Below are 24,343 nucleotides of genomic sequence, written 5' to 3' on the forward strand. Positions count from 1 at the left end.
ACTGGGCGTCTATTCCAGCAAACGCCTGAACTCCGCGAATTCCGCTGACAGCCTGGCCAGTTCTTCCCGCAACTGCGCCACCTCGGCCTCCAGCTGCGATACCCGGTCCTGCCGCGGCGCGGCGACCGCCTGCGCGCTGGCCTGCTCGACGGCCTCGGCCGTCTCGCCGGTCAGCAGATGCGCATAGCGGGCTTCCTTGGCGCCGGGCGCGCGGGCCAGCTTCACCGCCAGCGGCGGATATTTGTCGATCAGGAACTGCAGCGCTTCCTCGACCGCGGCAGCGCTGCCGAACTCATGCATGCGGCCGGCGCGGCTGCGCACTTCGGCCGCGGTCTGCGGGCCGCGCAGCATCAGCATCACCAGCGCAGCCAGCCGGTCCTGTTCCAGCGTCCAGCGCAGCCGCATGCGGTGCTCGTATTTGGCCACCCGCGCGCCGGCCTGGCTGACCTCGGCGGCCAGCTTTTTGGCCATCAGCCGGTCGAGCGCGTCCTGCACTTCCTCTTCGGCCAGCGTCAGCACCGGGTCGCGGCTGGACAGCTGGTTGCAGCCATTGACCAGTGCATTGAGCGACATCGGATAATTGTCCGGCGTCAGCTGCTCCTTCTCGGCCAGCACCGCCAGCACACGTACTTCAACCGCATCCAGCGGCAGATCGTCGCTCATCAAACTCTCCTATTCCACCAGCCGGTTGAGCTGGTCGGGGTCGAAACGGTCGAGGTCGGCCAGCTTGTCGCAGGCAATGCCTGCGGCCTGCAGCGCGGCCAGAATGCGCTGCAACTGGGCTTCCTGGGTGGCGGTCTGGTTGATCAGGCCATGCAGCGCCTTGGACAGCGGATCGTCGGCATCGGGCGTGACGCCGTAGGCGGCAAACATCCGCGCCGCCGCTTGCCGCGCCGGGCTGGCCTCGTCCTTTTCCAGGATGCGCGCCGGGTTGCCTACCGCGGTGGCGCCGGCCGGCACCGGCTTGACCACCACCGCATTGGAACCGACGGTCGCGCCCTCGCCGACCGTAAAGCCGCCCAGCACCTTGGCACCGGCGCCGATCAGCACGCCGCGCTCCAGCGTGGGATGGCGCTTGGCGCCCTTGACCAGCGAGGTCCCGCCGAGGGTCACGCCCTGATAGATGGTGCAGTCGTCGCCGACCACCGCGGTCTCGCCTATCACCACGCCGAAGCCATGGTCGATGAAGACACGGCGGCCGAGGGTGGCGCCGGGATGGATCTCGATGCCGGTCAGGAAGCGTCCGATATGGGAAATGAAGCGCGCCGTCCAGTGCAGGCCGCCCTTCCAGCAGCGATGGGCCAGCCGGTGCATCAGGACGGCATGCAGTCCTGGATAGCAGGTCAGCACTTCCCAGCGGCTGCGGGCCGCCGGGTCGTGCTGCATGATGTTGGCAATATCCTCGCGCAGCCGGGTGAACATGGAATAAGCGGAATCGAAACGGGAGACACCGATGGTAGCGGCAAATCGCGCCGCCATGGGACCAGCAGCCAGTCAGGGTCGGATCAGAGGCCCTTGACGATGCGCTGGCGGCGCGCCTCGTACAGGCACACGCCCGAAGCCACCGACACGTTCAGGCTTTCCACCGAGCCCAGCATCGGCACATTGACCAGCAGGTCGCAGGTTTCGCGGGTCAGGCGGCGCATGCCCTCGCCTTCCGAACCCATCACCAGCGCGGTACCGCCGCTGAAGTCGGCTTCGTACAGGCCTTTTTCCGCGTCCTCGGTGGTGCCGATGAGCCAGATGTCGCGCTCCTTCAGCTCGCGCATGGTGCGGGCCAGGTTGGTCACGGTGATGTAGGGCACGGTGTCGGCGGCGCCGCTGGCCACCTTGGCGGCAGTGGCATTGAGGCCAACCGCCCGGTCCTTGGGTGCAATCACCGCATGCGCGCCCGCGCCGTCGGCGACCCGCAGGCAGGCGCCGAGATTATGGGGATCGGTGATGCCGTCGAGGATCAGCAGCAGGGGCGGACCGACCACCATGTCCAGCAGCTCGTCGAGATTGCGCGCCAGCGATATCGCGCCGGCCTTGGCCACCACGCCCTGGTGCCGGCGGCTGCCCACCATGCTCGACAGGCGCTGCTCGTCTGCCTGGATGACCCGCACGCCGGCGGCCTGCACTGTCCGCAGCAGTTCGCGCATGCGTGGATCGTGGCGTCCTGCATCGACGTAGATTTCTTCTATGCTTTCCGCTTCATGGCGCAGCCGTGCGGTCACGGCGTGGAAGCCGAAAATCAGTTTGCTTTTCATTTACTTTTGTCGTTTCTTCTTGCCGCCGGCCTTGTCGCCGGCGCTTTTGCGGGAACCACGCGCCTTGGGCGCAGCGCCTGTCGCGCCGCGTGGCTTGCGGCTGCCGCCATTGCCATTGCTGGCGTTATTGCCGCCATTCCCGCCATTGCCATTGCTATGGTTATTGCCGTTGGCGCCACCGTTGGCGCCACGCGCCTTGCGCGGCGCCTGCCGGGTGTCGACAGCCGTTTCGGCCGGCTGGCCTGCGGCAGTGGCCTGATTCGCCGGACTGCCTGCAGGCGCATCGTCGGACTTGCCGCGCTTCTTCTTGCGACCGCCCTGCTCGCCGTCCGCGCGCCGCGCCTCGCTCTTCAGCTGGGTGTGAATGCCCGGCTCGTTGACCAGGCGAAGGTCGATCTTGCGGGCATCGAGGTCGACCCGGCTGACCTGTACCGTCACCCGGTCGGTCAGCTGGTAGCGCATGCCGGTGCGCTCGCCGCGCAATTCATGGCGGGTGTCGTCGTACTGGAAATAGTCGGCGCCCAGCTCGGTCACATGGACCAGCCCCTCGATGAACAGGGTATCGAGCTGAACGAAAATGCCGAAGGACGCAACGCCGGAAATCGTGCCGGTGAACTCCTCTCCCAGACGGTCGCGGATGAAGTAGCACTTCAGCCATGCTTCCACATCGCGCGAGGCTTCGTCCGCGCGACGCTCGTTGGCCGAGCAATGCACGCCCAGCGATTCCCAGATCGCGTAGTCGCCATCGAGCTTCTTCTTGCCGCTGGCCTTGTCCTGCGCGGCCTTGCGCCGGCCGGCCGGCGAAAGCTGTGTGTTGAGCTCGCTGACCTCGATGCCGCGTGGATCGTAGCGCTTGCCTTGCAGGATGGCCTTGATCGCGCGATGCGTCAGCAGGTCGGGATAGCGCCGGATCGGACTGGTGAAGTGGGCATAGGCTTCATAGGACAAGCCGAAGTGGCCGATGTTTTCCGGGCTGTAGACCGCCTGCTGCATCGAGCGCAGCAGCATGGTCTGCAAGAGCAGCGCATCGGGACGCAGCTTGATCTTGGGCAGCAGCTCGGCGTAATCGGACGCGCTGGGCGAGTCGCCGCCGCCCAGGTTCAGGCCCATCTGCTTCAGGAAGGTGCGCAGCTGGTCCAGCTTCTCCTTGCTCGGGCTGGCATGGACCCGGAACAGCGTCGGATGCTTGTGGCGCTCCAGCAGGTCGGCGGCGCAGACATTGGCCGCCAGCATGCATTCCTCGATCAGGCGGTGCGCGTCATTGCGGGTGCGCGGCAGGATCTGCTCGATCTTGCCGGCGCCGTTGATGACGATATAGGTCTCGGTGGTTTCGAAATCGATCGCGCCACGTGCATGGCGTGCCTGCAGCAGCACGTGGAACAGGTCGTACAGGTTCTGCAGATGCGGCACCAGCTCCTGCCGGCGCGCCGCTTCCACGCCGCGGGTATTGGTCAGGATGGCGGCGACCTCGTTGTAGGTCAGGCGCGCAGCCGAATGAATGACCGCCGGATAGAACTGGTAAGCCTTGATCTCGCCCTTGGCGGTGATGACCGCATCGCAGACCAGGGTCAGGCGGTCGACATGGGGGTTCAGGGAGCACAGCCCGTTCGACAGCTTTTCCGGCAGCATCGGAATCACGCGGCGCGGAAAATACACCGAGGTGCTGCGCTCCAGCGCGTCGGCATCGAGCGCGTCGTTGGGGCGCACGTAATGGCTGACGTCGGCAATGGCCACGATCAGGCGGTAGCCCTTGCTGCGGCCTATCTTCACCGGCTCGCAATACACGGCATCGTCGAAGTCGCGGGCGTCCTCGCCGTCGATGGTCACCATCGGGATGTCGCGCAGGTCGACCCGGCCCTCGAGGTCGGCCTCGCGCACTTCGGCGGGCAGCTTGGCCGCCTGCTTTTTCGCGGCCTCGGAAAATTCGTGCGGCACGCCGAACTTGCGCACCGCGATCTCGATCTCCATGCCGGGGTCGTCGATGTCGCCCAGCACTTCGATCACCCGGCCCACCGGCTGGGTATAACGGGATGGCTGCTCGGTCAGTTCGACGCTCACCACCTGTCCGCTCTTGGCCTTGCCCGGCGAGCCGGCCAGCAGGATATCCTGGCCTATGCGCTTGTCTTCGGGCACCACGATCCAGGCGCCGTTCTCGTTGAGCAGGCGGCCGATCACGCGGGTATTGGCGCGCTCCACCACTTCGACGATGGTGCCTTCGGGCCGGCCGCGGCGGTCGGTGCCGGTAACGCGCGCCTTGACCCGGTCGCCATGCAGCACCTTTTGCATTTCCTTCTCGGACAGGAACAGGTCGTCGCCGCCGTCGTCGGGAATCAGGAAGCCGTAGCCGTCGCGGTGGCCGCTGACCTTGCCTTCAACGAAGTTGGGCATGTGGCTCAGCTTGTAGATGCCGCTGCGCTCCGAGTTGATCTGGCCGTCGCGCTCCATTGCATTCAGCCGGCGCATCAGGCCCTCGGTTTCATCGGGCCCCACATGCAGCGCCGCGGCGATGGTGCTTGCGTCTTGCGGTTCGCTTGCGGTACGGAGGATGCCGAGGATGTCTTCGCGGCTGGGTATGGAATAGGGAAATTGGCTCAAGAGCGTGTGGTGTTGGTGGTTAAAAATTGAGCGGGTAGTGTACCGGACTAAGGCTTCATTCGCCTAGAACTATGCCAGTTGCAAGAAATCGCTCAAGCCGTGTTGACTTCGGGGAATTAGTCTCTATAATGCCAGTCTTCTTTGGGAAGCAGCAGATCCCAAGGCCCACGTGGCGGAATTGGTAGACGCGCATGGTTCAGGTCCATGTGCCGCGAGGTGTGGGGGTTCGAGTCCCTCCGTGGGCACCACGATTTGAAAGGCTGGTTGACGTCGTCAACCAGCCTTTTTCTTTTTCCGGACCTGGCGCACCTCTCGCACCTCGGCCAACGCTGGCACGCGATTCTGTCATTGCATTGGCTCATTGGCCTGCAACAGCGGCGCCATCGAAGCAATGGCGCCGTTGCAAGCCAGCCTCAGTCCTCGCCGAAGCCTTCCGGATTACCGCTCTGCCAGCGCCAGTGGTCCTCGCACATCTGGCGCATGCCCTTCTCGGCACGCCATCCCAGCAGTTGCGCCGCAAGGTCCGGCGATGCGTAGCAGCTGGCAATGTCGCCCGGACGCCGTGGCACCACCTGATACGGCACCGGCCGGCCGCTTGCCTCCTCGAATGCCTTCACCGTTTCCAGCACGCTGTAACCCTGGCCGGTGCCGAGGTTGACCGTGAAGCCGCCCTCGTGCGCAAACAGGCGGTTCAGTGCCGCCACATGGCCCTTGGCGAGGTCCACCACGTGGATATAGTCACGCACGCCGGTGCCGTCCGGCGTTGGATAGTCGTTGCCGAACACGGACAGCTTTTCCCGGCGACCCACCGCCACCTGCGCAATGAAGGGCATCAGGTTGTTCGGAATGCCGCGCGGGTCCTCGCCGATCAGGCCGCTTTCATGAGCCCCGACCGGATTGAAATAGCGCAGCACGCCAATGCGCCAGGATGCGTCCGAACTCTCCAGGTCGCCCAGGATCTGTTCCACCATCAGCTTGGAGCGGCCATAGGGATTGGTGACGGACAGGCGGGCGCTTTCCACCAGCGGCAATGCCTCGGGGTCGCCATAGACCGTGGCCGACGAGCTGAACACGAAGGTCTTCACCCCGGCAGCGGTCAGCGCCTCGAGCAGGTTCACGCTGCCGCCGACGTTATTGTCGAAGTACAGCAGCGGCTTTTCGACCGACTCTCCCACCGCCTTCAGGCCGGCGAAATGGATCACCGCATCGATGCGGTGCCGGGAAAGCACGGCATCGAGCGCGGCGCGGTCCCGGATGTCGGCTTCATGCAGCGGGAAGTCCTTGCCGGTGATCTGGCGCACCCGGTCGAGCGCCTTGCGCGAACTGTTGCAGAGGTTGTCCAGCGCGACGACATCAAACCCGCTTTGCAGCAGTTCGACGCAGGTATGTGAGCCGATGAATCCGGACGCGCCGGTCACGAGTATGGTTTTTGACATAGAGAGAAAAGCCTTGTGAAGGTGGAATACCGGAAGAGCCATGCTTAGCAGGCAGCAACTCGCGTGCCATTCTACTCGCGTACAATCCGCCTCCACCCGGGTCTGATCAAGATTGACGCTCCCTCTTCCATGCCGCACGACTTTCCGCTTTCCACGCCGCTTGTCCCCGCCCGCTCCGCCTGGCGCCTGTTGGTCGCGCTGTGCTGCTATGCCGCACTGCTGGTGTACGGCAGCCTGTACCCATTCAGTCACTGGCAAGCGCCGGCGCTGCCGGCGATGGCGTTCCTGCTGCACTGGCCAGCCCATCTCGACAAGGCCGACGTGCTGCAGAATGTGCTGGTCTATGCCCCGTTCGGGCTGCTTGCCGCGCTCTGGCTGGCGGGGCGCATGCAGGCCAGACCGGCGGCGCTGCTTGCCACCATCATGGGAACCGCACTCAGCATGGCCATGGAATGCCTGCAGCAATTCAACCCGGCGCGGGTCGCTTCGCTGGTGGACATTGCGATGAATGCGCTGGGCAGCGGCCTGGGCGCCCTGCTCGCCGGCACCATGCTGCGGCACACGCTATCGGGCGCGTTGGCGCTGGCCTGGCGCGACCGCTGGTTCCGGCATGGCGCGCTGGCCAATACGGGGCTGGTGATTGCAGCTCTGTGGCTGCTGTCGCAGACCAGCCCGCTGGTGCCTACCCTGGACGTAAGCCATCTGCGCCGGGCGCTGTCAGGCCTGTGGCATGCGTTGCACGACCCGCGCCTGATCGTGATGACGCAGTTGCTGACCTATGCCTGCCTGTTCAGCGGCATGGGCGCGCTGATCCTGCTGCTGGCGCGCCCCGGCAAACCAGCGCTGCGCCTGTTTGCGCTGACGGTTCTGGCGATGCTGATGGCCAAGGCGCTCATCGTCGGCCGGGTGCTGTCTCTGGAGGCTTGCGCCGGGGCCGGCCTTGCGCTGCTGGCCAGCCTGCTGCTGCGCACTCTGCCGCTACGCATCCTGCCCTGGACAGGCATGCTGATGATTGTGCTCGGGTTCGCGATTGCAGAGCTCGCGCCAGGCCCGCCCTGGATGGTGGCGGAGTTCAACTGGACGCTGTTTACCGGCCAGATGCGCAGCGTCGCCGGGCTGTCCAACATCCTCGAACTGCTGTGGCTGTTCATGGCGCTGGCCTGGTTCATGCGCATTGCCTTGCCCAACGGCGGGACACGCCGCATCGCGCTCGTCGGCGCCGTGCTGACTGCTGTCGCGGTCTTTGCGCTGGAATGGCAGCAGCAGTTTCACGGCCGCTACGGCGACATTACCCAGGTGATGCTATGCGTTGCGGGCTGGATCATCCCGTGGTGCGTGCCAGCGGCAGACCGCCCGCTCGATCCGCCTATTTGACGCTGGAAGCGCCGGCAGAAGCAGCGAGGATGGGCGAGGCCTGCACCAATCCTTCCTGATACGGATGCGTGGTCTTGCGGTATAGCGCGGTAATGCGGCGTACGTAATCGCGGGTTTCCGGATAAGGCGGAATGCCGCGATATTTCTCCACCGCCCTCTCGCCGGCATTGTAGGCGGCGGCCACCAGGGGCACATTGCCCTTGAAAAACGCCAGCAGCCATTGGAGATACGCGACGCCGCCCTTGATGTTGTCCTCGGCGTTGAAGGCGTCCTTGACGCGGAAGCGCTGCGCGGTTTCCGGAATCAGCTGCATCAGGCCCTGCGCATTTCTGGGCGACACCGCCTTGGCATTGAAACCGGATTCAACGGCAATGAATGCCAGCACCAGTTCCGGATCAATCTCATATTTGAACGACACCTTGCCGACGGTGTTGTAGATGTGGCCGCGCGGATAATTCGGCGCCGGACCGGCCGGCACGGAGACTGCGGCGGCGACCGGCTGCGGCATCATGCAGGGCGGCGCTACCGGCTTGCTGGAAGCGAGCTGGCGCATCGTGCCAGCCTGGACATGGCCCTGCTCGGCGGCCAGTCCGAACAGATGCGCTGCAATGCCGTCGTCGCGGACAACGCCCCTGCCGTTGGCATACATCCATCCGAGGCCATACTGTCCTTCAGCGCTGCCAGCCCTGGCCGCCGCGCAATAAAGCTCGATGGCACGGGCATAATCCCGCGGCACCCCTTCCGCATGTTCATAGCGTGCAGCTTCCTCGACCAATGCCTGCGGCCTGCGCCCACCCAGGCCATGCGCAGAAATTGCGCTGTCGGCCTGGGCCGCGACGCTGCCGGACAACACAGCGGCACAACAGAAAAATTTGGCGAAAAGCGAAAAACGCATGCAACGACCTTTCAATGGAAACCTTGTTGACCGAATTCGAATCACCTACGCAGAACACGTGCGATAATTTCATTATATTATTTGCAACTAATTGCGCAACACGACTGCTGATCGGCTTCCTAAGTCTTACGAAGCTGAAGGTTTTGGAAGCATAATGCCGACAACCGCCGGATATGATGTGATATTTACAACTTCATGTTGCGTAGCGTCAAAGTAATAGCAAGCAGACATCATTCTAATTGTCAACTTTGAATCGCCTTCTGTTAGTATTAAAGTAGACGGTTAAAATTGCGTCATTCGAGGATAGGGAGTTCACAACATGACGATGGAAAATTCTGGACATGAGGAAACGGGTCGCCAGCCACAAAACGGCGAAGCGACGACGCCTCCACAGGTGCGTAATCCATCGCGCCGCAGGTTCACCCGTGCCGGCGTGGGTGCATCCGCGGTCATTCTTACTCTCACCAGCCGCTCCGTATTGGCCCAGACAGCCTGCAAGTCGCCTTCCGGTTTTGCTTCTGCGAACCTGAGCCAGCATAACCAAGATGCTGTTGCATGCGATGGCGTCGCAGCGGCAAATTGGCTGGACCCGAACCGTCAGTGGCCAGTTCCGAAGGAAACCCGCTTCATCGATGTCTTCGGCAGTTCAAGCCTGATGTTCCGAACCGGCACGCCGCAAAAATTCTACGATGCGTTCCCCAGCCGCGTTGACAAGAAGGATTTGCCGCCAGGTCAGGCCGCCAAGAGCACTTCGCTTGACGAGGCGACTTTGTATGAGGCGCTGAACGGTGGCGAGACGCCCGGCGTGGTCAAGTCCCTCATCGCGGCCTACCTTAACTTCAAGGCCGGACTGAACAGCCACCCAACCGACCTGCAGGCCATCGCCATATTCAAGGAATGGCAAGCCAATGGCATTTACACGCCAAGCGCCGGCATCAAGTGGAGCGAGGACGACATCATGAACTACCTTGGCTCTACCCAGGGCCGGCCTTTCACGCCACCGAATAACCTTGGCTGATGCGCGCGCAGTCTGGCGTCTAGATGAACTGGAAGCTACGCGCCGGACAGCGCCTTCGCATGTTGCCGGACGACGAGGAAACGGTTGTCTACAATGACCTTTCAGGCGACACCCATCTGCTGAGCGGCATTGCGGTCAGCCTGCTGGAACGCCTGCAGCAAGGCCCTGCCAACAGCGACACCCTTGCCGGTTTTCTAGCCAGCGAATGGGAACTTGACGCCGGCATTGTCCCTGCGGCGCTGACGGAGACACTGCTGGGCGAACTTGCCGCCCTTAGCCTGATCGAGCCTATCCCATCTTGAAGATTTCCGCACTGCCAGACGCCGAATTACGGCAGCGCCTGATGGCCGATGGGGTGTACTTTCGTACCGGAACCTTCGTTGCCCACCTGCGCACGCGCCTCGAACAGGTGGCTGCCTCATTCGGCCTGCTCTACAGCGATTACCCACTGCTCGAAGGCCCTTACGCCGACTTCCATGTCGAGCTCGCGCCGCCGCGCGGCCTGCGTCGCTGGCTCAGGCCGCAGGTGGACTTCATCGCGGATGGCCATGCGCCCTTTGCGGCCTTGCCCGCCGGCCAGGCATTTCCCATGTTTGAATGGGGCCTGAACTGGTGCGTCTCCAGCCAGGCCCAGCATTACCTGATCATTCATGCCGCCGTGGTCGAGAGGAACGGCCACGCCGCCATCCTGCCGGCGCCGCCCGGCTCGGGCAAGAGCACCCTGTGCGCCGCGCTGATTCATCATGGCTGGCGGCTGCTGTCGGATGAACTGACGCTGATCCGGATCGATGACGCGGCGCTGGTTCCCCTGCCCAGGCCCGTCAGCCTGAAGAATGCCTCGATCGATGTGATCAAGCGCTACGTGCCGCATGCCACCTTCAGTCCCAGTGTGACGGATACGATCAAGGGTACGGTGGCGCAGATGAAGGCGCCGAGCGAAAGCATTGAATGCGCCGATCAGGTCGCCGCGCCAGGCTGGATCATCTTTCCGCGTTATGAAGCGGATGCAGCACTGTCGCTGACGCCGGTGCCGCGCAGCCGCGCTTTCATGCGCGTGGCCGACAATGCCTTCAATTACACCCGGCTCGGTGCCGCCGGGTTTGAAGCACTCAAGGGCGTGGTCGCGCATTCCGATTGCTACGACTTGCGCTACAGCGTGCTCGATGAAGCGATCGCCGCATTCGACCGGCTGGCCAGCCAGGCAGGCAAGCGGTGAAGGCCGCACCTGTCCTGGTACGGGTCCTGCGCGACCCGGAATGCCTGCGCCACTTGTCTCCGGCGGAATGGGACCTGCTGCTGCGCCAGGCGCGCGCAGCCCAGCTGATTGCGCGTCTTGCTCTCCTGGCCCAGCGCCATGCGCCCGACGCGATCGCGCCGCAGGTGGCGCCCCATTTCGAGGGCGCCCTGCTGGTGGCCCAGCGCCACCGCGAAGCGGTGGAGTGGGAAATCACGCAGATCAGGCAGGCGCTTGGCAGCGTCGGGTTGCCGCTGATCCTGCTCAAGGGCGCAGCCTATCTGGCCGCCGGCGTGCCCGCTGCCAGTGGCCGCAGTTTTGCCGATATCGATATCCTGGTACCGAGGGCGCGCATCAACCAGGCCGAGGCTGCGCTGATGATGCACGGCTGGGCTACCAGCCACCATAGCGCCTACGATGACCGCTACTACCGGGCATGGATGCATGAACTGCCGCCGATGCAGCATGGACGGCGCATGACGGTGGTGGATGTGCACCATGCCATCCTGCCGATAACGGCTTCCAGCAAACCGGATTCCGCCAGGCTCATTGCCGCCGCCCGTGCGCTGCCCGAGCGGCCTGGTGTGCTGGTGCTGGCGCCGGTTGACATGGTGATCCACAGCGCCTGCCATCTGTTTCATGAAGAGGAGCTGGAAAAGGGCCTGCGCGACCTGAGTGATCTCGATCTGCTGCTGCGCGGCTTCGCTGCCCTGCCCGGCTTCTGGTCGGAACTGCTTGCGCGGGCAAGAGAACTGGATCTGGAGCGAGCCGTGTTTTATGCCTTGCACTTTTCCAGCCGGCTGCTGGGAACGCCGGTACCGATGGCAACGCTGCAGGCGGCGCAACGGTTTGCCCCGGCGCCACCACTGATGCGCTTGATGGATGCGCTGTATGGCCGGGCTCTGCTGCCGCACCATCCAAGTTGCTACCACGGTTACAGCGCGCTGGCGGGACGCATGCTGTTCGTGCGCGCGCATTGGCTGCGCATGCCGCCGGCACTGCTTGCCCGTCACCTTGTGCACAAGGCCGTGGTTGCCTTCAAGGGGGAAGATTAAGGAATCTTCTCAATCGCCTTGGCTTGCGGGCAGCAGCTGCATACACTGAGCGCCCACTGAGCGCCCACTGAGCGCGCCTTGTCGTTTCTTAATCCGCAGCGACGTGGTCCATTGCAAGGGCACTAGCTGGATGATCCCTCTTGACTGATCACGTTGGAACAGCATGAAACTGATTTTTACGCGGACTCAATTATTCGGTTTGCATCAATATTCTGCAATTTGAGCAATGCTATACTCCCTATCAACATTTCCTAATTGCATCATTTTTGTAAGAAACCTCTTTGTCTTTACTGGTTCTGGCATTCTCACCGGCGCACTTGCATGCAAAGGTTTCCATGCGATGCATACGCGACTCCTCTATATTTGACCTGGCCACAATGTCCCTCATTTCCAAAATACAGCAGCGCCTGAGAAGAGATTACTACCGCTGGCTGCATCAGAAAGCCAGCCGTGGCATCCTGGACACGCCGCCGCTCAAACCTGGCGCTCTGCCGTTCACGCTGCTGTCCATGGTGCAGAAGCGCGACGTGCTGGCCTACCTGGTTGCCCTGAAGTCCTTTGCCGCATTTGCCTGTCCGCAGCGGGTGGTGGTTGTGTGCGACCCGAGCATCGATGAGGCAGATCGCACGATACTGCTGTCCCATGTGCCGCATATCGAGCTGCGCGCCGCCGACGAGTTCACTCATCCCGATATTCCGCGTGGCGGCACCTGGGAGCGATTGCTGGCGATCTGCGATTATGCGCGCGATGCCTATGTCGTCCAGCTCGACGCCGACACTGTCACTGTCGATCGGCCGCATGAAGTCCTGCAGGCCATTTCGCGCCGTGTCGGCTTCGTGCTCGGCGAAGCGCCGAAACAGACGCTCATCACGCTCAGCACCACCAGTGCGAATGCCCAGGCCGATCCGGATGGGCAAAAGCATATCCAGGGCTATTCCGAAGCCTGCATGTCGCAAGTTGGCCTGCCGGCTGATGCGCTTTACGTTCGCGGCTGCTCGGGCTTTACCGGCTTTCCTCCTTCGGCCAGCATGCGTGAAGACCTTGTCCAATTTTCCAACTGCATGTCACGCAAGATAGGCATGGAGCGCTGGTCGGCCTGGGGCACCGAGCAGATCACCTCGAATTACCTGGTGGCCAATGCGGCCGGCACCCAGGTGCTGCCTTATCCGGCGTACGGCACACCCGACGTGATGAACAGCAGCACGGTCTTCATTCACTTCATTGGCTCGCTGCGCTTTGTCAGCGACCGCTACGAAAAGACCTCGCGCAAGGTGATCGGGCAGATGAAGGAATCGGCCCTGCTGCCCAGCCTGACTTCCTGACCCCTTTTTTTCTGAAAAAGTACACCGCTTCCTCATGGCCAACCTTCGCCGCTCCCTGGTAATCAACTTCTTCTCGTCCACGGGAGCGACGATCGTGCAGTTTATCGTCAGTCTCCTGCTGGCGCGCATGCTCAGCCCGGCCGAGATCGGGGTTTTCTCGATGACGGTGGTGTTCGTCAACATTGCCCATATCTTCCGCGACTTCGGCGTCGGCACCTATCTGCAGCGCGAGCCGGAGCTGACGGAAGAGCGGATGCGCGCCGCCATCGGCGTGATGTTCACCACTTCCTGGCTGATCGCCGCTGCGCTGTTCTTCGCCAGCGGCGCCATCAGCCGATGGTTCGACGAGCCGGCCATGCTGCCCGTCATGCAGGTCCTTGCCATCGGCTTCATCTTCATTCCGTTCGGCTCGATTACCCATTCGATGCTCACGCGAGAATTCGCCGCCGGCAAGCAGGCGATCGTCAATGTGGTCGGCACTGCGACCTTCGCGGTGACATGCCTGGGTCTGGCAGCCCTTGGTTTTGGCACCATGAGCATGGCCTGGGCCAACCTTGCCAACATCATTGCCTGCGCCATCGCCTACATCCCACTGCGCCCCGCGATCCTGCCGTGGCTGCCCAGCTTTCGCAAATGGCGTCATGTGATGCATTTCGGCGTCGGGTCGCTGCTGTCCAATTGCCTTGGCTCGATCAACAACGCGCTGCCCGACATCCTGCTCGGCAAGCTTGGCAACGCCACCCTGGTCGGCCTGTTCAGCCGCGCCAGCTCGACCGTGTCGATCTTTGCCTACGTGGCCGGCAGCACCGTCAACTACGGCTCGCTTTCCTACATCTCGCAGGCGCACCACAGGAATGAGCCGCTGGGCCCGCTGATCAATCGCGCCACCAGCCTGCTGACCGGTGTGGGCTGGACCGCCCTTGCGCTGACCTATGTGTTCAGCAAGGAAATCATCGTCACGCTGTACGGCGAGAAATGGATGCCTGCCGTACCCGCGATCGATGCGCTGCTGCTTGCTTCTGCGGTCGGCATGATGTTCAACTACACCTCGACGGCACTGACCGCCATCGGCCGGCCCTATCTGTCAGCCACGCCCATCATCGCCATGCTGGCCACGCGTATCGTGTTCGGGTATGTGCTGTTCAAAGGGGATATCGAGAGTTTTTCCTGGTCGATCTGTTCGGCCACTCTGGTTGCCGCGCCAGTCATGATTTATCAGCACTATGCCTACCTGGGCCACCGCTTCAGCACCATGCTGGTCGCCCTGTGGCCGAGCGCAGCGGTAGCCTTGACCTGCCTGGCCGCAGCACTGATGTTCAAGGCCATCCTGCCGGCCTCGCTGCCGCCCATGGCCGTGTTGCTGATACTGGCGCTTCCGCTGGCAAGCGTCTGGTACGTGGCGCTGCGCCTCACCGGACATCCGCTGTCGGCCGAACTGCACCACGTCGCCAATGGCCTCAAAGCGCGGCTCGCCTGACCGGGCGCGCTGCGCCGCCTCGTCTTTTTGAAACGGGCCGCCCGCAACGGCTGGACCCGGCTATTTTTGGAGAATCCCTATCGTGATGCCCACCAACCCGCCCGTGCATAACGATGCGGCGCCAGGCAGGCAGACTATCCTGATCAGCATCCTGAACTGGAATTCCGCCGCCGTGACGCTGGAGTGCGTCCAGTCGCTGCTTGCGCTACGACCCAGCGCCGCCTATGAGGCATCGATCGTGGTAATCGACAACGGTTCAGCCGCGGAGGACTACCAGTTGCTGCGGCAAGGAATCGATGCCAGCCGCGTCACCTTGCTGCGGCAGGATACCAACCTGGGTTTTGCAGGCGGCCATAACATCGCCATGCGCATGGCGCTGGCGCAGGAAAAAGACTTCATCTGGCTGGTCAACAGCGATGCCGTGATCGACCCCGACTGTCTGGAGAAGCTGGTAGCGCTGATGCAGGCCCATCCCGACTGCGGCGCAACCTCACCCGTGATTGTCGCCCTTGATGACGACCAGGAAATCGATTTCTGCGGCGCCCGCCACGACTGGCCGCGTCTTGAAACGGCACGTCCCGAGGGCATCGCCCAGGCGCGTGCCTGGGAAGCCGAGCATGCCGCCACCATGTGGGTGGCGGGCACCGTGGTGCTGTACCGGGTAGCGGCGCTGCGACAGGTCGGGGTCCTGGACGAGGAAATGTTTGCCTACTACGAAGACACCGATATCGGCGCCCGCCTCTCACAGGCGGGATGGCGCAGCCTGGTGGCCTTCGAGGCGCGCGCCCGCCACCTGCGCTACCCCTATGACCTGTTGCACCGGCCACCGTATTACTTCTACCTGATGACGCGCAACGGCATTCTGTTCTGGAGCCGGCACACCCCAGCCGCCCACCGCGGCCGCCTGCGGCTGCGGCTGCTCGACCGCTCACTGTTCCTAGCCAATATCCTGATGTCGAAGTCACAGACGGAGAAGGCGCGTGCCTGCATGCTCGGCGCTCTGGATGGCATGCGGGGCCGGGGCGGCCCGCCGCGCCTGGAGCGGCGCGTGCCGCGGCTGGTCGAGCTGCTGCGCAAGGTGCTGCTGGTCCAGCACGCCCGGCACATGGCGTCCAAGTAGCCGCAGAGGCCCGCGGCAACGCAATCCGAAATCCAAAGGCAATACGAGAGGTGTACCGATGACACGAAAGAAACTACTGATCCTGACGCAAACCCTGCCGGCACTGGGCGGCCAGGGTACGGCCATGCGGCTGGGTAATATGCTGGAAGCACTGGCGCGCCACTTCGACATCACGATGATCTGCGTGTCGGTGGACCGCCCTACTCATCCGGAGATCCTCGCCGAACGCTGGAAGCAGCTTTGCAGCCGCGCCATCTTCTTCAATGTGGCCGACGAGGGCGAGCCATTGCGCCAACGGCAACGCAACACCCTCACCAGGCTGATGAATCCGCATCCCAAGCTGCTGTCGACCTGGCCGGTGGAGCACATCATGAGTCGGCTGTCCCAGTTCCGCAGCGAGCATTTTGATGCGGTGCTGGTATCGCGCATCCGCCTGATGCCGCTGTGGCGCGCGATGCAGGCACAGCTTGGCGTCCGGGCCGACCGCAGGATTCTCGACCTTGACGACATCGAGTCGCGTTCACAGGCGCTGCAGGTCAATATGCTGGGTGTATCCCACCTGGGCAGGATGGGCTATGTACTGGAGTGGCTGGAGGCCAAAAAGCTGGCACGCGAGGAAGCCCGCGCCTTCAGCGAGATGGAACAGGTGCTGTTGTGCTCGCCTGAAGACAAGGCGCTGCTCGCACAGCGTTTCAGCGAGCGGCAGATCGGCGTGATTCCCAACACGATCCGTGTGCCGGCCCAGCTTCCCGCGCGCCAGCCGCGTGCGCCGCTGCAACTGCTGTTTGTCGGCACGCTCAACTATCCACCCAACGAAAACGCGGTGAAGTGGCTGACGGAAGAGATCATCCCGGCCATTCGCAAGCAGGTCGGCCCGGACAATGCGGTCCTCACCGTGATCGGCCGCGGTCCGACGGAGTGGATGAAACAGCAGGCAGCGGCCGGCGCCTTCGTGTTGCATGGCGATGTGCCCGATGTCGCTCCCTACTACGAAGCATGCGACGCGGTGCTTGTGCCGATCCGCGCGGGCGGCGGCACGCGCATCAAGATACTGGAAGCCTTTGGTTATGGCCGTGTCGTGATTTCCACGACGCTGGGCGCCGAAGGGATCGCAGCCGGGTATGGCAGCGAGCTGCTGATTGCCAACAGCCCCGACGAGTTTGCCGAAGCAAGCGGCCGGCTACTGCAGGAACCTGAACTGGCGCAACGGCTGATCGCCCATGGACGGCGAAGGGTGATGGAGCGCTATTCGATGGGAGCCTGTGAAGAGGCCGTCGACGCCATCTTCCTGCCCACCATGGCAGGTCAGGCTCCCACTGGCCTGCAGGAAGCGCAGGCAACGCCGACAAGTTAGTTGGCAGGCTGACCGCGTTCCCACTGACGAATCGATCGACACAAGGCGCCGGGCATGCATCTGCAGCCCGGCGCCTTTGCATTGCGGAGCCTTAGTGGATGATGGGCTGATCGGGGTCAGCAGCGTCAGGCGCCGTCGCGGCCGGATTGGCTCAGGCGCCACACCACGTCCCGCACCATCGGCGGACAGGCCGTGATGGCGCGCTTGATCTGAAACTTCGGATCGGTGGGCAGGCTCGCAAACTCGGCCGCGGTTTCCTTCGCCGAAGAAAAATCCCCGCGGGCATAGGCAATATCAAATGCCTGCCGCCGGCGCTGATCAATCACCGCTTGCACCTGCTGGCGATGCTGCGCGGCGCCGGGATGCGTCCGCAGCGAATGTTCAAGGATGCGGATTTCTCCTTGCAGCATGCGCAAGGTATCGCGGGAATCATTGCTGTCGTGCTTTCGTACGCGCACCAGCGGCACGGTCAGGTAGCCAAGCCGGCCATGACAGATTGCCCTCAGCAGGAACTCGAAGTCCTCGCCGCCAACGCGGTTGAAGCGCGCATCGTAACCCCCGACCGCTTCATAGAAGCGCTTGCTGAATGCGCTTCCGGAGGGGAAGAAAGGCTGATAGCGGAGGACGCGCCGGTACAGTTCCGGAATGTCGACGCAATAATCATCGCCGCATCTGGCGCCTTCCAGAAAGCCGGCCGGCGCCTGCGCCAGCTTGTCCGGATGATCCCCTTCGATGGTGAAGGGAATGAAATTGCTGTACCAGATATCGATTTCGGGCTGGGCGGCCATTGCCCTGCGCATGCTTGCGCAGAATGCCGGATGAAGCAGGTCATCCGAGTCACACAGCACAACGTGGGAAGAACGGCTCGCGGCAACGCCGCTGTTGCGGGCTTTCTGGACGCCGACATTGGCGGAAGCAATTACCGTGATACGGTCGCCATATTTTTCCAGATGGCTGAGCGTGTCGTCCGTTGAACCATCGTCGACGACGATGATCTCGTCGAACGGCGTTTCCTGATGCAGAGCGGAGGCAATGGTCTCATCGATCAGATGGCCACGGTTATAGCTTGGAATGACAAGGGATAGCGTTTGCAGCAGAGACATGGCGGATCTTTCGTATTGTAAAGATGAAGCGCCGTCTACCTGGGCACAGGCAACGTGAGCTTGCCTCTGCCATACCCTCCCCCTGCAACGCGTCAGCGTTGCCGCAGCACGCGTTCCGAAATTTGCACGAACTGCCTGGCCACTGCCTCGGTGTTGTTACACCGCGCAATCTCCATACCGCGTGTGCCCAGAAAGCGCGCCAGGGTTTCATCGTTAAGCAAGGCCAGAACCCGCCCGGCAATGTCGTCCGGGTCCTCGCCGTTGACAAGAAAGCCCGACTGGCCGTCGATCACGGCTTCCACCACGCCGCCTGCACGGCCGCCAATGACTGGCTTGCCGCAGGCATTGGCTTCACGGAACACCAGGCCAAAGCCCTCGGTATCGCCATCCGGCATCGTGCGGTTGGGCATCAGGAAAAGATCGCAGAGCCGGAAATAGCGGACCAGGTCTTCTTCGGATGCCTTGCCCACCAGCGTGACGTATTCACCCAGGTTCTCCTCGGCGATCAGGCGTTCGAGTTCGGGCCGGAGCTCGCCTTCCCCAACGATCAGGTAGCGGACATCGGAGCGCTGCCTGATCACCTTGGCCATCGCGCGTATGCCCATGTCGGCACCCTTGCGCGCGACCAGACGACCCAGGGTCAGCACTACCTTGCACGATTGGAGTCCGTGCCTGCTTACAAGTTCCGGATCGCGTTCACCTGGCGTGAAACGTTCGGTGTCAACACCGTTTGGCACAAGCGACACCTGCTCGGCACGCAGGCCCATCTGCTGGGTCAGGGCATCACAGGTGAAGGCACTGACCGCAATCACCTTGTCGGCGGCATTGAGGTACTCGCGCCGCTTGTTGCCATGCAGGCGGCCGCCGGTCGCGGTGGTGATTTCCTCGCCATGCACATAGATGATGAGCCTGGTGCCGAAGACCTTCTTGAGCGCGATGCCAAGCCAGCTGCCCGACACCAGTTCGCCAATGCAGATCACATTGATCTGATGCCTCCTGACCAGCCTGGCCGCCGATATCAGCACGTTGACATACAGAGGGATGTCCTGAAAGGCGAAGCGCGCCAGCGACACCGCGATGTTGGCGGGAGGCGGCTGCATCATCGGCCGCAACAGCCTGATGCGATCAACCGGGTACACGGCAGCGGCATCATGCTCGCGCCAGCCCTCGATCTCGCGTCCGTTCAGGTAATTGGTATGCGCGGTCAGCACCCGCACGCTGCCCGGCGGCATATGCATGCATAAATTCTCATAGACGACGGCAGAGCCGCCGTGCAAGGGTGCGAATGTGCTCGCCACCATCAGGCAGCGCACCGGCGTTTGGGCCGCGCTTTCCTGCCTGGTCCGGAAGGCGGGCCCTGTCACCACCGCCTTGCGCTCCGGCGTCATCAGGTTGCGCGCCAGCTGCAGCGCCATCCGCTCCTTGGTCAGTCCCCACGGGGTAAAACGCGGCAACTGGTAAATGTCCGAGCCCTGCCGGGCAGCGCCGCCACTGGTGGCAACAGCTGCCTTGTAGCCGCAGGCGCGGACCATTGCCACATGCCTGCCGTCATAGTCCTTCAGTGGCCGGCCATTCGGATAGGCAAAGCTCTGGACCGGACCACCGATGATGGCCTCCAGCCTTTCCTTGCAGCCGCCTATCTCTTCCATGGCCTGCTCATCGCTGCATTCGTTCAGGATGGGATGGCTGATCGTATGACCGCCGATTTCAAAGCCCTGGCTATGCAACTGGCGCACCGAATCGCGGTTGAACGGTTTTGGCCATACCAGCGGCGATACCGCCTGCGCCTCGATCATTTCGATGGCGCCCAGGCGCTCCGCCAGGGGCGCGTATTTGAGCCGTTCCTGCAGCTCGGAAATCAGCCTGATGCGATTGTTCGGCTGCTTCAGGTCGGCATAGGCGGCGAAGCCATACGGCAGGCGCGCGCCGCTGTCGGGCAGCGCCCTCACTGCCGCGATGATGCGCTCATGCCAGAGGGCAGGACCGTCCAGCTGCTCGGTGGTGACGAAGAAGGTTGCCTGCATGTTGCGCGCGCGCAGCGCTGGACTGACGGTGCTGAGCCATTCGTCGTAGCCGTCATCGAACGTAATGGACACCGCCTTCTTCGGCAGCTTGCCGCGCGCAAGCGCAGTGGCAGCATCGGTGAGGGGCAGGACGCTCGCATGTTCCTGCAGGTAGTCGAGGATGTGCTCGAACTGGGAAAAGACCGGTTCGTTCGGCGTCAGCGGGTCGGCGAGCAAGGGCAGCTTGTGGAACAGCAGAATCGTCAGCCTGGCATTCTGGCCCTGCGGCGACAACAGCGAAAACAGCCCATTGGAGAAGCGCGCCGCCAGCCCGCGACTTTGCGGCGGGACATCGCCGCGACGCAATGGCAAGAAGGAATTTTGCATATCAGGTACCGGCATGGGCGGTTCCGGTATTCAGCGCTGGCTGTGGCTGCATATCCATGTTCTGGCCGAGCACGTTCTTCTTCACGGCGGATGCGAGTTGCCTGATCACGATGCGCTGGGTCGCGACCAGCGCGGCCATCACATAGTAAAAGTAATCGTAATAAGCCAGCGAGAGGAATGCGCCACCCACCATGTAGCCGATCAGGCTGACCTGCGACATTGCGGCGAAGTCGGCAGCCCACTTCAATTCAGGATGCATGCGTGTCTTCTTGATGATGCGGTAAGCCATGTGCCAGGCCGATGCCAGCAGGCCAACGAAGATCGCCAGGCCGATATAACCATGTTCGCCCAGCACCTGGAAATAGATGCTGTGGGCCGCGTGGAAATCGGTTGGGTCCGGCGCGTAGACCCGGAACATCGCAGGGTTGAACACCATGAAGCCGCCGCCCAGCGCATGGTTCTTGGCCACTTCGATGGCGAAATACCAGGCGTTGATACGGCCCAGCGCCGAGCCGTCGGTCTTGTATTCGCCGATGGACGACATCCGCTCATGCCACTGCTCCGGCATGGCCAGAAACACCAGCGGAATCATCAGCAGCAGCACCAGGCCGGTGCTGACCTTGTTGCGGCTCTTGAGCCACAGGAAGCCCATCATTACCGCACCGGCCAGCAAGGCGCCGCGTGAATAGGAGCCGGCGGCAGCCACCATGGTCAGCGCAGTCAATACCTCCAGGCCATGACGCATCCAGCGCTTCTGCGCCTGCAAGCGCAGGTACCAGATGATGGGTGCCGACATCACCAGGGCCAGGGCCAGGGAATTGTTCTCGGCGATATAGCTGCCGCTTGGCCCCAGCACGCGATACGAGCCGCCCGTGGCCAGCGTGAACAGGCCTCCCTTGGCGCCAAAGAGCGCCAGCGACAAGGCCAGGATCCAGATCATCTTCTTGAGGTCGTCTTCCTTCTGCACCACCATGATGGTGACCACCACCATGACGAATGTCTTGATGACACGGCTCCATTCCGCATTGACCAGGAAAGGCGGCGAAATCGCAAAGAGCGTGGTGACCGTGGTCCATATCATGAACGCCACCAGCAGAACGGTGGGCAGTGTCACCGGATACTGGCGGGGCTCGCGGGAGAACAGGACGGCGGCGATGGTGATCACGGCCACCATCATCGCAAACGGAAAATCATGCGCGGGGCCATAGGCAAGACGGTGCGGATTCATCAGGCTGATCCACATGAACACCAGGGCACCGATCGCGGGCCGCTTCCACATCACGGGAATCAGGCCGAAGATGATGCCGAATATGACAATGTCACGCATGCTTCGGAATCCTTTTAAACAGTTCGACGGCGCGCATCGCGTTTTCCCGCCAGGTCAGTCGCTTGTCGTTGATGGTCTTGCGTGCGTTCTCGCCCATGCGCTCGCGCAGGGCAACGTCGGCGCTGAGCTTGCCGATCGCGGCTGCCATGCCATCGGCCGCTTTTGGGTCGAACAATACCGCATTCTGGCCGTCGGTGAGGATTTCCATCAGGTTTGGTTGCGCAGGGCCAATGATGGCCTTGCCGAGCGCCAGATATTCGAACAGCTTCAATGGCGACGCATATTCCACCACCGCCGGCTGCAGGGCGATATCGAATGCGGCGACATACCGCGCCACCTCGTCCCGCCCGATCACGCCGGTGAAGCTCACGCGATGCTCGATGTTGAGTTCCCTCGCCTGCGCCTCCAGCGCCGGCCGCGCCGGGCCGTCGCCCACCACCAGCAGATGGCGGCTGGACTCGGGCGGATCGTCGGCGATCATCGTGATCACCTTGTCCAGGCCATGCCAGTCGCGCACGAAGCCGGTGAAGCCCAGCACGATGTTGCCTTCCAGTCCGAGTGCGGCCTTGGCGGCACGGCTTTCGGGCGCCTCGCTGAACTGGCTGGCATTGATGCCATTGGGAATAACCACGATGCGCTCGCGCGGCACGCCATAGGAAGCAACGATGTCGCCCAGCACCTGCGTGACCGGGAGAACATAGTCGGCCGCATTCCAGGTATAGGCCTGGGACCAGCGCGCCAGCCCCTTCAACGCCAGGCCGTCGTAACGAGCGCGCTCCTCAAAGATGGGTGCGTTGACTTCCAGCAGCATCGGCAGCCCGAACTTGCGCTTGAGCCAGATGCCCGCCGGCAGAAACAGGTTGTAGCGCTCATACAGGCAGTCCGGCCGATGCTCGCGCACGGCTCTGACCAGGCGACGGTACGCAACCAGGCTGTAGGCAAGCTCCATCAGCTCATACATCCACTTCGGGATGCTGCGCTTGAGCCACGCCACCATGCCGGCATCGGAACCGAAGTCTTCGGTTTCAGCGCTGGGCGGCGCCACCACGATGACTTCATGACCAAGCTGGCGCAGTGCGCGGATCATCTCTTCGATATGGACGTATTGCCCGTCCTTGGAACGGGTTCGGTGGTGATACAGTATTTTCATGCCCTGCCCTGTGCTGCAATCCTTTGAAATAGCGCGATCTGTCCCTGGGTAGTGTCATCCCAGCTGAATCGCTCTGCATATCGCCTGGTGGCCTCGTGCGACGGATAGCTGGCGCGCAGCGCCGTCACCGCCTCTGCCACGCCATGCGGCGTGCGTTCCCGCATCAACACCCCGGCCTCCGGCGACGCCACCACTTCCGGCGTGCCCCAGACATTGCTCGCCACCACCGGCGTGCCGCAGGCCATGGATTCGAGCAGCACGTTGGCCCAGCCTTCCCGGCTGGAGGCCAGCACCAGCGCATCGGCGCCGCCGTACCAGCGCTTGAGCTCGGTTTGCGGCAAGGGGCCAAGGAAGCGCACCCTGTCCTGCACCTTGAGCGCTTGCGCCAGGTCTTCGAGCTTCCTGCGGTCCGGCCCGGTGCCGGCAATGTTGAGATGCACCTCGGGCAGCGCCGGCAAGGCCTGGATCACCAGTTCATGACCCTTGCGGGGTTCGAGGTGGCCTACCGACATCAGCGTGAAGCCTTCCATGCCGAGCTCGGCCCGCAGCGCGGCGCGGTCGCCCGGCTGGAACAGCTCGAGGTTGACGCCGTTGCGCAATGGCGTGATGCGGCTGCCATCGATGCCCAGCGCCACCATCTCGTCCTTGAGCGCATTGCAGACGGTGATCATGCCGGCCGCCTGCTCGGCTGCCCAGCGTATCATCCGCCGCGGCAGCCGGTATTGCGGCACCAGGTTGATATCCGTGCCGCGGGCCGTGATGACCACGGGCTTGTTGAAATACCGCCCCAGCATGACGGCGGCCACGCCGTCCGGGTAGAAGTAATGCGCGTCGATCAGGTCGAAGTCGTAGCCTTCGTCGATGATGCGGCCCAGCGTGGACTTCAGCGCATTGGCCAGCAGCACCGGCGCGGCGCTCATGCCTATTTTCGGAATCACGGGGTAACGCGGATGGAGCACGTCCAGCCCGAAGCGCTGCTCGCTGGGAGGCACCTGCGCAAACGTGGCATATAGGCCAAAGCGTGGATGGCTGAAGGGAAACCAGGGTACCGGGGCGACCACGCGCGACTGTACTTGCCGGCTGGCTACCAGATAGCGCAAGCGGGTTTCCACAAAGATGCCGTGATTGGGCCATCGCTGGTTGGGGAACAAGGTGCTGAACGTAAGTAGTTTCATTGTCCTGTCTGAGAGCGGCGCTATTTCTGTTGCAGCCTGCGTCCGCGTTTGCGCATGCGAAAAACGCAG

The 24,343-nt window shown here is 63.0% G+C and carries 20 protein-coding genes and 1 tRNA gene; 10 read left to right on the forward strand and 11 right to left on the reverse strand.

The features are described 5' to 3' along the window. Positions 1-9 precede the first annotated feature (9 nt). From KTQ42_RS07200 to rnr, 4 genes are all read right to left on the reverse strand, one after another. Complete coding sequence (locus tag KTQ42_RS07200; RefSeq protein ID WP_217344897.1) at positions 10-663, reverse strand: DUF480 domain-containing protein; 654 nt, start codon at positions 661-663, stop codon at positions 10-12. 9 nt (positions 664-672) lie between these two features. Next, positions 673-1,422, reverse strand: coding sequence for a serine O-acetyltransferase (gene cysE / locus KTQ42_RS07205; protein ID WP_217346851.1), 750 nt, complete (start codon positions 1,420-1,422; stop codon positions 673-675). 83 nt (positions 1,423-1,505) lie between these two features. After that, entirely contained in the window at positions 1,506-2,249 is a 744-nt protein-coding gene (gene rlmB, locus KTQ42_RS07210) for a 23S rRNA (guanosine(2251)-2'-O)-methyltransferase RlmB (RefSeq protein WP_217344898.1), read from the reverse strand. After that, entirely contained in the window at positions 2,250-4,844 is a 2,595-nt protein-coding gene (gene rnr / locus KTQ42_RS07215) for a ribonuclease R (RefSeq protein ID WP_217344899.1), read from the reverse strand. 163 nt (positions 4,845-5,007) lie between these two features. Here rnr and KTQ42_RS07220 point away from each other — a divergent pair. Beyond that, a tRNA-Leu gene (locus KTQ42_RS07220) sits at positions 5,008-5,092 on the forward strand. Positions 5,093-5,257: 165 nt separating this feature from the next. Here the strand turns inward: KTQ42_RS07220 and galE are convergent. Further along, the gene (galE, locus tag KTQ42_RS07225) at positions 5,258-6,280 is read right to left on the reverse strand and encodes a UDP-glucose 4-epimerase GalE (protein ID WP_217344900.1); all 1,023 of its coding nucleotides are present in this window, start codon (positions 6,278-6,280) and stop codon (positions 5,258-5,260) included. 129 nt (positions 6,281-6,409) lie between these two features. Here galE and KTQ42_RS07230 point away from each other — a divergent pair, with 129 nt between their 5' ends. Then, positions 6,410-7,654, forward strand: coding sequence for a VanZ family protein (locus KTQ42_RS07230; RefSeq protein ID WP_217344901.1), 1,245 nt, complete (start codon positions 6,410-6,412; stop codon positions 7,652-7,654). On the opposite strand, the gene KTQ42_RS07235 is transcribed toward KTQ42_RS07230, so the two are convergent. Then, positions 7,647-8,504: a transglycosylase SLT domain-containing protein gene (locus KTQ42_RS07235; RefSeq protein ID WP_217344902.1), complete on the reverse strand. Its 858-nt coding sequence runs from the start codon at positions 8,502-8,504 to the stop codon at positions 7,647-7,649. The two genes, KTQ42_RS07230 and KTQ42_RS07235, sit on opposite strands and share 8 nt — an antisense overlap. A 364-nt stretch (positions 8,505-8,868) precedes the next feature. Between KTQ42_RS07235 and KTQ42_RS07240 the strand changes: the two genes are divergently transcribed. From KTQ42_RS07240 to KTQ42_RS07275, 8 genes are all read left to right on the forward strand, one after another. Then, positions 8,869-9,567 (forward strand): hypothetical protein, encoded by a 699-nt coding sequence (locus KTQ42_RS07240; RefSeq protein WP_217344903.1) that lies wholly within the window; start codon positions 8,869-8,871, stop codon positions 9,565-9,567. A gap of 23 nt (positions 9,568-9,590) precedes the next feature. Then, positions 9,591-9,869: an HPr-rel-A system PqqD family peptide chaperone gene (locus KTQ42_RS07245; RefSeq protein WP_217344904.1), complete on the forward strand. Its 279-nt coding sequence runs from the start codon at positions 9,591-9,593 to the stop codon at positions 9,867-9,869. Further along, positions 9,866-10,783, forward strand: coding sequence for an HprK-related kinase A (locus tag KTQ42_RS07250; RefSeq protein ID WP_249222673.1), 918 nt, complete (start codon positions 9,866-9,868; stop codon positions 10,781-10,783). The genes KTQ42_RS07245 and KTQ42_RS07250 overlap by 4 nt, the downstream gene beginning before the upstream one ends. Beyond that, complete coding sequence (locus tag KTQ42_RS07255) at positions 10,780-11,856, forward strand: nucleotidyltransferase family protein (RefSeq protein WP_217344905.1); 1,077 nt, start codon at positions 10,780-10,782, stop codon at positions 11,854-11,856. Before KTQ42_RS07250 ends, KTQ42_RS07255 begins: the two co-directional genes overlap by 4 nt. Before the next feature lie 377 nt (positions 11,857-12,233). Then, entirely contained in the window at positions 12,234-13,178 is a 945-nt protein-coding gene (locus KTQ42_RS07260) for a hypothetical protein (protein ID WP_217344906.1), read from the forward strand. Positions 13,179-13,212: 34 nt separating this feature from the next. Further along, positions 13,213-14,655, forward strand: coding sequence for an oligosaccharide flippase family protein (locus KTQ42_RS07265; RefSeq protein WP_217344907.1), 1,443 nt, complete (start codon positions 13,213-13,215; stop codon positions 14,653-14,655). 85 nt (positions 14,656-14,740) lie between these two features. Further along, positions 14,741-15,775, forward strand: coding sequence for a glycosyltransferase family 2 protein (locus KTQ42_RS07270; protein WP_249222884.1), 1,035 nt, complete (start codon positions 14,741-14,743; stop codon positions 15,773-15,775). Positions 15,776-15,833: 58 nt separating this feature from the next. Next, a complete protein-coding gene (locus KTQ42_RS07275; RefSeq protein WP_217344909.1) occupies positions 15,834-17,129 on the forward strand; it encodes a glycosyltransferase family 4 protein in 1,296 nt (431 codons plus the stop codon). 125 nt (positions 17,130-17,254) lie between these two features. On the opposite strand, the gene KTQ42_RS07280 is transcribed toward KTQ42_RS07275, so the two are convergent. The 5 genes from KTQ42_RS07280 to KTQ42_RS07300 all read right to left on the reverse strand — a co-directional run bounded on the left by KTQ42_RS07280 (position 17,255) and on the right by KTQ42_RS07300 (position 24,274). Continuing rightward, complete coding sequence (locus KTQ42_RS07280) at positions 17,255-18,232, reverse strand: glycosyltransferase (protein ID WP_217344910.1); 978 nt, start codon at positions 18,230-18,232, stop codon at positions 17,255-17,257. A 92-nt stretch (positions 18,233-18,324) separates the two neighbouring features. Further along, positions 18,325-20,622: a glycosyltransferase gene (locus tag KTQ42_RS07285; RefSeq protein ID WP_217344911.1), complete on the reverse strand. Its 2,298-nt coding sequence runs from the start codon at positions 20,620-20,622 to the stop codon at positions 18,325-18,327. Position 20,623: 1 nt separating this feature from the next. Beyond that, on the reverse strand, positions 20,624-21,949 hold the full coding sequence (locus tag KTQ42_RS07290) for a putative O-glycosylation ligase, exosortase A system-associated (protein WP_217344912.1): 1,326 nt from the start codon (positions 21,947-21,949) through the stop codon (positions 20,624-20,626). After that, positions 21,942-23,099, reverse strand: coding sequence for a glycosyltransferase family 4 protein (locus tag KTQ42_RS07295; protein WP_217344913.1), 1,158 nt, complete (start codon positions 23,097-23,099; stop codon positions 21,942-21,944). The genes KTQ42_RS07290 and KTQ42_RS07295 overlap by 8 nt, the downstream gene beginning before the upstream one ends. Beyond that, positions 23,096-24,274: a glycosyltransferase family 4 protein gene (locus tag KTQ42_RS07300; protein ID WP_217344914.1), complete on the reverse strand. Its 1,179-nt coding sequence runs from the start codon at positions 24,272-24,274 to the stop codon at positions 23,096-23,098. Before KTQ42_RS07300 ends, KTQ42_RS07295 begins: the two co-directional genes overlap by 4 nt. Positions 24,275-24,343: the final 69 nt, after the last annotated feature.

The sequence above is a fragment of the Noviherbaspirillum sp. L7-7A genome (assembly GCF_019052805.1).
In the GTDB taxonomy this organism is placed as follows: Bacteria; Pseudomonadota; Gammaproteobacteria; order Burkholderiales; family Burkholderiaceae_D; genus Noviherbaspirillum_A.